Consider the following 7,500-nt stretch of genomic DNA (forward strand, 5'->3'; position numbering starts at 1 on the left):
GAAAGGCTTCGAAATGTACTCATCTACTCCCAGCTTGAAGCCCTGCAGCTCATCCTGCTCCTCCCCTCTGGCTGTCAGCATGAGAATCGGAACCTGGGAGTACTTTCTGATGGTCTTTAACACCTCCCAGCCATCCATTTTCGGCATCATCACATCTAAAAGAATTAAGGCAATATCCTTCTGCTCAAAGAAAATGTCAATAGCCTCCTCGCCGTCTCCGGCCTCCACCACCTGGAAGCCCTTAACGGTCAGGAAGTCCTTTACCAGCTTCCTCATCCTTGGCTCATCGTCCACCACTAATATTTTAAGTGTCTCCATATCTGTACGCCTCTGCTTTCTAAATCCGGTTCTGCTTTTCACTCTCTGCCATTTTTATGGCTCTATCTTAACAGATTACAAAAAGCATTTCCACCATTTCACAGATATTTCACTTTTTACGCCTTTCAGGAGAGCGGGCATGGCAGAAAGGGAGGTTATCAGGAACCCAAAACTTCAGGAAGCCAGGTTATAATTCCCGGCACATAGGCAAATACCATCACTGCTGCCATTTCTATCAGCAGAAATGGCAGAACCCCCTTTACGACATCGTTAAATTTCAGTCCCGTCACTGAGCCGGCTGTAAAAAGGTTGTAACCAAATGGCGGAGTCACATAGCCGATTACCAGGTTAATTACGAAAATCATTCCCAGATGAAGGGGATCAAGGCCAAGCTCGATTCCCATAGGGACAATCACCGGCGCAATGATGATAATGGCAGCCACAGTGTCCATGAGCGCGCCTACCACAAACAGCAGGACCATCAGCACTAAAAGATACGTATACTTGTTTGTGATAATGCCGGACAAAGCTCCTATAATATACGTGGAAACCTGTGTTACCGACATAATCCATGATAAAAGATTGGCGGCTGCGATAATAATATCAACCATGGCCGCAGTTTCCATGGACTTTACCAGGGCCTTGGGAATATCGGAAATCCGAATTTCCCTGTATACAAAAATTCCCACAAAAAGCGCATAGACCACGCCTACGGCTGCCGATTCAGTAGGTGTAAAAATTCCGCTGTAAATTCCTCCGAGAATAATGACCGGAAGCAGAAGGGCTCCCATGGCGGACCAGGTATTTTTCAGAACCTCTCTGATTGAAAAGGCAGTTCCCCTGTGCCTCAGAATTTCAGGATTTCTGATTGCTATGATCATGTTCACCACAATCAGCAGCGCAGCCAAGAAAAGTCCGGGGACAATCCCTGCCACAAACATCTGAGGGATAGAAATTCCCATGGTAACTCCATAGATGATCATGGGAATGCTGGGCGGAATAATCGGCCCCAGCGCCCCGCCTGCCGCCGCCATCCCCGCCGCTGTCTTGAGGGGATATCCATTTTTTACCAGGGACGGAATCATAATGCTTCCAATGGCCGCCACTGTCGCCGGCCCTGAACCTGTAAGGGCTGCAAACACTGCGCAGGATACAATTGTAACCACTCCGAGTCCTCCAGGCATCCATCCCAGAAGGCTTTCCGCCCACCGGATCATCCTCTTGGAGATTCCCCCTCGATCCATCAGATCTCCGACGAATACAAACAGGGGGACGGCGAGAAGAGGGAAGGAATCAAGTCCCGTCACAGCCCGCTGACATACCAGCGCCAGAGGCTTTATATCCGTTGCCAGAAGAAACCAGATGCCGGAGCCAAGAATGGAAAATGCGACCGGAACACCTATGAAAATCAGCCCCAACATTATAAGAAACATAAATCCTACCATTTTCCAGTCTCCTTTCCCCTGAAGCTCTGAATCTGCCGCAGAAGATTCAAAACTGAATAAAACAGGACAAACACACCGCACACTGGAGCAGCTCCATAGATCAGCGCCATACTGACTCTGAGAGCCGGACTGAGCTGCAGCCTTACGGCATAAGCCACCTGAAAGCCATGCCAGATTAAAACGCCTGCCACAAGTATGATGATCAGACTGACTGCTATTTTCAGCGCTGTCTGCGCCTTTGCAGGCAGCAGATCCGTCACTGCTGTGACTGCGGCATGTGATTCTTTCTGTGTGCAGATAGCCGCTCCCAGGAAGTTGGACCAAATAAATGCATATCTGGCCAGCTCTTCTGTCCATGAAAGTGAATTATTAAGTACAAATCTTGTAAATACCTGAAGGACGCAGGCAAATATTAAAACTGCGAATGTTGCGCAAACCAAAAAATACAACAGCCGTTCCACTATCTTCTTGATTTTTTCAATTCGCTCCACTCCTATTCCTCCCCTCTTTCCATTTGCTCCCCTCCGGCTTCGACTTATTCTGTCCCTTCTTCCAGAGCAGACAGCAGATCAGCAACATAGGTGCCTCCTATTTTTTCAGCCCGGTCCGTGTAGAAAGAACCTAAAATCTGCTGAAACTTCTCAACTTCTACATCTCTTACTATTGTCATACCGGCCTCTTCCATCTCTTTCAGCATCACCGACTCCAGCCGGGCATTATTTTCCCTGCTCTTTATGCCGGCCTCAACTGCCGCCTCTTTCAGAATTCTCTGTTCTTCCGGGGTCAGCCTGTCATACAGGTCTTTCGAGGTACAGATTAGCAGAGGCGAATAAAAATGGCCTGTCATATTCAGATATTTTGCAATATCCGGAAAACCGTTCGTGTATATCACACTGATGGGAATATCGAGTCCGTCAATGGTTCCCTGCTGCAGGCCTGTAATCGTTTCAGACCACGCCATGGGTACCGCATTTGTTCCAAGGGCTGCATAGGTCGCAATATAGCTTTCTGTCTCCATACATCGAATTTTCAGCCCTTTAAAATCTTCAGGCTTTCTCACTGCCTTATTTTTCGTCACGAGATGACGAAAGCCTCCTTCCCCCCAGGCAAGAGCCTTAACACCGTATCTGTCATATTCTTCCAGTACAGACTGGCCTATTTCACTGTCCAGAATCCTGGCAGCTGTCTCACTGTCTTTAAAAATAAATGGCAGATCAAACAGTCCGGAAGCCGGAACATAGCCACTGGCGTAGGCATTTGTCATGACAGCCATATCCGTTGTTCCGATCTGCATTCCGGTAAACATCTCCCCTTCCTGTCCAAGCTGACCTCCTCCCATCACATCAATCCTCATTTTTCCCTCGCTCTTTTCTTCCACCAGGTCTGAAAAGCTCTTGGCAAAAATGTAGTACGGATCATTTTCCACCGCTGCTGTCGTGAATCCAATCTGAAATACTTTCTGTGTCTCTTCCTCCCTGCTCTTTGAACATGCCGTCATTAAAACAGCTGCCGCAGCCAACAGACACAGCGCACCTGCCGTTTTCTTTTTCACGTTTTCTCCTCCTTCCTGACGTTTTGTCACCCGACTTCTCCTACCAGCTCTTCCGGAACTTTCTGAACCATATCTCTGATTTCTGCTGGTGAAAATCCGCTTTTTAATAGAGCACAAATAAATCGCTTCATTCCTTCCACCGGCACTTCTTTTCCTGACTGGCCCCGATCGGTTGCCAGATATACATTCGACAGACCGACGCATCTTATATTCCAAACCATCTCTTCCAGCGTACAGTCCCCATCTTCCACATTGGCCCAGTTCTTTTCAATCCTCACTCCCAGTTCTGCCAGTTCTCTCTGCACAGAGGCCGGAACTACAGTCCTTCTCCACTCCGGATGTGTTAAAACCATGTTTATTCCCCTTTTTCTGCCTTCCCGGCAAACCAGAACAGCCTCTTCCATTCCCACATGTCCTGTAGCCAGAACAGCTCCGTAAAAGTGAACCAGGTCAAAGATTTCATATATCTCTTTTCTCAGTTTTCCCTGCCCGTCAATGATTTTTATACCTGCCCGCCTAAAAAAATCTCCAGGCATATCACCAAATTTAAGGCAGTTGTCCGCATCGCGGGTAGGAAGCCAGATAAACCTTCCTCCCAGCTGAAGTGCACTCTGCACTGCGTACGGATTCAGGCCGCCGGCCGGCCAGTTCAGAACCAAGCCGCCGTAAGCTTTTGCTGTAAATTTCTTGGTCCGATTAATTGCCTCCGCTCTTCCCACTGTACTCTCATAATGATTTTTAATCATGATCCCTGCCATACCGGCATCCTGGGCCTGCTGAACCATCTGGTAATCATGAACGGATCGGTCAATATGAGAAGGTGAACTGTGGGCGTGAAGGTCATACGCTCCCCTGAGCAGTTCTTCTGCCATAGCCCAATATTGCTCCATAATCCCTCCGTTTTTCTTTTTGCTGCAGCCTGAGAAAAGTATAGCATGCAGAAATTCCAAAGAAAAACAAGTAGATCTTTCCATTTTTTCTGAAAAAACTTGTGCTGTATGAGGAAGAACAGAGCGCTTTATTTCTTATTTCCTATAAAATAAGCATTCCGGAATCTTTTCTCTCAAAAGTTTTCTTGTTCTATATTTCTATTTTTCTTGTATGATGATGATAAAATCAGATTTTTTCGTCTGAATAACAGATATTTCAAGTTTTTTCTTGTTGAACTTCTCAATAAATAAAGGTATAATATCCAAAAATGGAACGATGTGGGGGAAACTGATGAAACAGAGTTTTAAGATCTTTATGACAGTGGCTGAAGAATTGAGCATAGTGAAAGCTGCCAAGCGTTCTTTTGTCACCCAGCAGTGTGTGAGTGATCACATAAAAAGGCTGGAAGAAGAGTACGGAGTCCTGCTGTTTAACCGGAAACCTCACCTGTCACTGACAGAGGCCGGGGAAGTAATGTTTCAGTATCTGAGAAGCACAAAAATCTTGGAAAGCAATATGGAACGCACTCTGCAGGAAATGTCAGCCGGCAGAAAGGGTTCTTTTACAGTGGGACTCAGCACTTCCCGCGCTCAGATTATCCTTCCTCTTGTTCTTCCAAAATATTACGAACTTTTTCCCGAGGTCGAGGTATCCTTTTACGTAAATGACACTGTGATTCTTGAAAAATGCCTGATGGACGGCTCTATCGATCTGTTTTTAGGTGTCAATGCCAGCCATAATCCCGCTTTTCATACAATGCCGATTATCTCTGACAAAATACAGCTCATTATCAGTGAGCACCTGTTTCAGCAGCACTTCGGAAGCAAGATGCTGTCTGAATTTTACAGCGGAGTGGATCTCACAGCCTTTTCGGGCGTGCCTTTCTCTCTCTACTATGAGACAGGCGCCATGAATGTGATCATCCGGCAGCATCTTTCAGACTGCGGCATCTCTTTAGAGAAAACACCGTACCATATAAGTGATTGCGATACCCATATTCTCCTCTGTTCCTCCGGTCTGTGCGCCGCCCTGATCCCCAAGATGCTCTCCCTTCGCGTCCATGAACACAATGCGAAATGCAGTCCGGGCCAGAGGATCCACATCTTCCCCGTTAAAAGCTTCCATTATCCGCTCCGGGTTGAACTAATCTGGCACAAAAATATCACTCAGCCTTTTTACGTAAAAGTATTCTGCGAGCTGATAGACGAAGCCGCCAATCAGTTAATGAAAAAATAGGCCGTGGTAAAATCCCTGCCAGGCGGCAGGTTTCCTCGGCTCATAAATGCTTTTCGCAAAAACCGAAACTGCTGCAGCTGTAAATCCGGCTGTGCCTCATCCTACTGCCGCGTCCCTGCCGCTGTCTGCCTGATGCTGTCTTCCCGGGGACATCCACAGCCATCTCTGTTGCAGCCGTCCGCATTTTCTGAGACTTGTACTTTAACACAAAAATACTTTTATAAAGAAAAATTCTTATAAAACAAAAAAAGCCCTTTTCAGGACTTTCTAAATAATCTTATGTATCTGGGGTATTCATACATACCCTCAAAACCACACATTGAACTTCCGCTCTTCCTTCTTCTTCCTACCTTCCATCCTTCCTACCCAACCTCTTGGTTAAGCCCTCGACCGATTAGTAACAGTCAGCTCCATGCATTACTGCACTTCCACCTCTGCCCTATCTACCTCGTCGTCTTCAAGGGGTCTTACTACTTGCGTATGGGATATCTCATCTTGAGGGGGGCTTCACGCTTAGATGCCTTCAGCGTTTATCCCGTCCCGACTTGGCTACTCTGCCATAGACTTGATAGTCTAACAGATACACCAGAGGTCAGTCCATCCCGGTCCTCTCGTACTAAGGACAGCTCCTCTCAAATATCCTACGCCCGCGCCGGATAGGGACCGAACTGTCTCACGACGTTCTGAACCCAGCTCGCGTACCGCTTTAATGGGCGAACAGCCCAACCCTTGGGACCTACTTCAGCCCCAGGATGCGATGAGCCGACATCGAGGTGCCAAACCACTCCGTCGATGTGAACTCTTGGGAGTGATAAGCCTGTTATCCCCAGGGTAGCTTTTATCCGTTGAGCGATGGCAATCCCACTTTCATACCACCGGATCACTAAGTCCTACTTTCGTACCTGCTCGACCCGTCGGTCTCGCAGTCAAGCTCCCTTCTGCCTTTGCACTCTTTGAATGGTTTCCGACCATTCTGAGGGAACCTTTGAGCGCCTCCGATACCCTTTCGGAGGCGACCGCCCCAGTCAAACTCCCCACCTGACATTGTCCCACTGCCGGGTCACGGCAGCTGGTTAGAAACCCAGTACCACAAGGGTGGTATCCCAACAGCGACTCCGACGAAACTGGCGTCCCGTCTTCTTCGTCTCCCACCTATCCTGTACATGCAGTACCGAATCCCAGTATCAAGCTAGAGTAAAGCTCCATGGGGTCTTTCCGTCCTGGCGCAGGTAACCAGCATCTTCACTGGTATTTCAATTTCACCGGGTGCATTGTCGAGACAGCGCTCAAATCATTACGCCTTTCGTGCGGGTCGGAACTTACCCGACAAGGAATTTCGCTACCTTAGGACCGTTATAGTTACGGCCGCCGTTTACTGGGGCTTAGATTCAAAGCTTCGGTTTCCCTAACCTCTCCTCGTAACCTTCCAGCACCGGGCAGGCGTCAGCCCATATACCTCACCTTACGGTTTTGCATAGACCTGTGTTTTTGCTAAACAGTTGCTTGAGCCTATTCTCTGCGGCCACCTTTCGATGGCACCCTTTCTCCCGAAGTTACAGGGTCATTTTGCCGAGTTCCTTAACAATGCTTCTCCCGCCGGCCTTAGGATTCTCTCCTCATCCACCTGTGTCGGTTTACGGTACGGGCACATATCACACAATAGCGGCTTTTCTCGACAGCCCCTACGGAAACTTCCCTACTTCTGTTCGGTACGCGTCACAGTCTCCTGTTGCCAGGCGGATTTGCCAGCCTGACCAGTCCTCTGCTTGCCCCGGTCTTTTCATTCCCGGGTTTTCCTCCGGTTCTGTGTCCCCACAGTTCTGATGATATGTGGTACAGGAATTTCAACCTGTTGTCCATCGACTACGTCTTTCGACCTCGCCTTAGGCCCCGACTTACCCAGAGCAGATCAGCTTTACTCTGGAAACCTTAGATATTCGGCCTGGAGGATTCCCACCTCCATCTCGCTACTCATTCCGGCATTCTCTCTTCTATACAGTCCACAGCTCCTTATCGGTA

At 48.1% G+C, this 7,500-nt stretch carries 6 protein-coding genes and 1 rRNA gene (2 of these 7 cut by a window edge); 1 reads left to right on the plus strand and 6 read right to left on the minus strand.

The features are described from left to right. From LK436_RS16920 to LK436_RS16940, 5 genes are all read right to left on the minus strand, one after another. Positions 1–318, minus strand: the 5' portion of a protein-coding gene (locus tag LK436_RS16920) for a response regulator transcription factor (protein WP_008399036.1). It extends 360 nt beyond the left edge of the window; only the first 318 of its 678 coding nucleotides appear in the window; the start codon lies at positions 316–318; its stop codon lies beyond the left edge, outside the window. A 158-nt stretch (positions 319–476) separates the two neighbouring features. Continuing rightward, entirely contained in the window at positions 477–1,763 is a 1,287-nt protein-coding gene (locus LK436_RS16925; RefSeq protein WP_008399037.1) for a TRAP transporter large permease, read from the minus strand. After that, the gene (locus tag LK436_RS16930; protein WP_008399038.1) at positions 1,757–2,254 is read right to left on the minus strand and encodes a TRAP transporter small permease; all 498 of its coding nucleotides are present in this window, start codon (positions 2,252–2,254) and stop codon (positions 1,757–1,759) included. The genes LK436_RS16925 and LK436_RS16930 overlap by 7 nt, the downstream gene beginning before the upstream one ends. A 44-nt stretch (positions 2,255–2,298) precedes the next feature. Next, on the minus strand, positions 2,299–3,315 hold the full coding sequence (locus LK436_RS16935) for a TRAP transporter substrate-binding protein (protein WP_044931767.1): 1,017 nt from the start codon (positions 3,313–3,315) through the stop codon (positions 2,299–2,301). 26 nt (positions 3,316–3,341) lie between these two features. Beyond that, entirely contained in the window at positions 3,342–4,205 is an 864-nt protein-coding gene (locus tag LK436_RS16940) for a DUF6282 family protein (protein ID WP_044931770.1), read from the minus strand. 331 nt (positions 4,206–4,536) lie between these two features. Here LK436_RS16940 and LK436_RS16945 point away from each other — a divergent pair, with 331 nt between their 5' ends. After that, positions 4,537–5,481, plus strand: a complete 945-nt coding sequence (locus LK436_RS16945; protein ID WP_015574855.1) for a LysR family transcriptional regulator — start codon at positions 4,537–4,539, stop codon at positions 5,479–5,481. Positions 5,482–5,855: 374 nt separating this feature from the next. Here LK436_RS16945 and LK436_RS16950 read toward each other — a convergent pair. After that, positions 5,856–7,500 (minus strand): 23S ribosomal RNA (locus LK436_RS16950) (it continues 1,241 nt past the right edge of the window).

It is taken from the genome of Clostridium sp. M62/1, assembly GCF_020736365.1.
Classification (GTDB): Bacteria; Bacillota; Clostridia; order Lachnospirales; family Lachnospiraceae; genus Otoolea; species Otoolea saccharolyticum_A.

Excerpts from the sequence above, each read along its gene's own strand:
- LK436_RS16925 (WP_008399037.1), bottom strand. The coding sequence starts at position 1,763 with ATGGTAGGATTTATGTTTCTTATAATGTTGGGGCTGATTTTCATAGGT.
- LK436_RS16940 (WP_044931770.1), bottom strand. The coding sequence starts at position 4,205 with ATGGAGCAATATTGGGCTATGGCAGAAGAACTGCTCAGGGGAGCGTAT.
- LK436_RS16945 (WP_015574855.1), top strand. The coding sequence starts at position 4,537 with ATGAAACAGAGTTTTAAGATCTTTATGACAGTGGCTGAAGAATTGAGC.